The sequence below is a fragment of the Iodobacter sp. BJB302 genome (assembly GCF_002735645.1).
Classification (GTDB): Bacteria; Pseudomonadota; Gammaproteobacteria; order Burkholderiales; family Chitinibacteraceae; genus Iodobacter.
The window spans coordinates 1-945 of record NZ_PDZG01000177.1 but is presented as its reverse complement, the minus strand read 5'-3'; the positions used below and the strand labels follow the sequence as shown (position 1 = coordinate 945).

Sequence of the window (945 nt, the reverse complement as noted above, 5' to 3'; positions counted from 1 at the left end):
ATATGGGAAAGTGATTTCCATACCGTTTCATACGGGTTCAGAAAAGCGCGCAGCGTACATCACGCCATTCGCTCGGTGAAATTACAGCTGCAGGATGGAGGAGAACAAAGCACGGCTGGACGCTGGATTATTGAAGGTGATCTAGCCAGTTACTTCGATACCGTTCACCATCGATTACTGCTCAAAGCAATACGAAAACGTATCGCAGACCAGCGTTTACTGGCTTTGTTATGGAAATTCATCAAAGCGGGATGTGTTGATCGCGGTCTATTTCGTGCGGCTAGCGAAGGCGTACCGCAAGGCGGGGTTATTTCACCTTTGTTATCAAACATCATGCTGCATGAATTTGATGCTTGGATGGAGGCTAAATACCTCAATAAGAAGGTACGTAAAGATCGTTGGGCTTGGAACTTTGGCATACAAAATCAGCGCCCCATTGCAATTCGGGAGCAGCGGCAGTGGAAACCAGCCATATCTTACTGCCGATATGCTGATGATTTTGTTGTGATTGTTAAAGGCAGCAAAGCACAAGCTGAGACTGTGCGTGTAGACTGCCGAGCATTTCTTGAAGAACAGCTTAAATTGACGCTGAACCTTGAGAAAACCCACATTACGCATGTTAACGATGGCTTTGTATTTCTGGGGCATCGAATTATTCGTAAGCGTGGCTCGCGTGGTCAAATGCGGGTCGTGAGTACAATTCCGTGGGATAAATATCGGCGCTTTGCCGAGAAATTGGTCAAGCAACTGTCGAGTAATTACAGCAAGAATCGAATGGATATGCTGGCAAGCCTGAATCGGCAACTCACGGGGTGGGCAAACTTCTACCAATACACCGACTTTACTGCCACTTTATTCAGCAAGTTAGATCGCGCCATCTTCTGGAAGTTTGGCTATTGGCTGGCGCGTAAATACCGACGCGGCTTTAGATCTCTCATGCGAGAT

At 47.1% G+C, this 945-nt stretch carries 1 protein-coding gene; it reads left to right on the top strand.

The window, feature by feature from the left end:
• A partial coding sequence (locus CSQ88_RS22475) for a reverse transcriptase domain-containing protein (RefSeq protein WP_257212739.1) occupies positions 1 to 945 on the top strand: 945 nt, incomplete at both ends.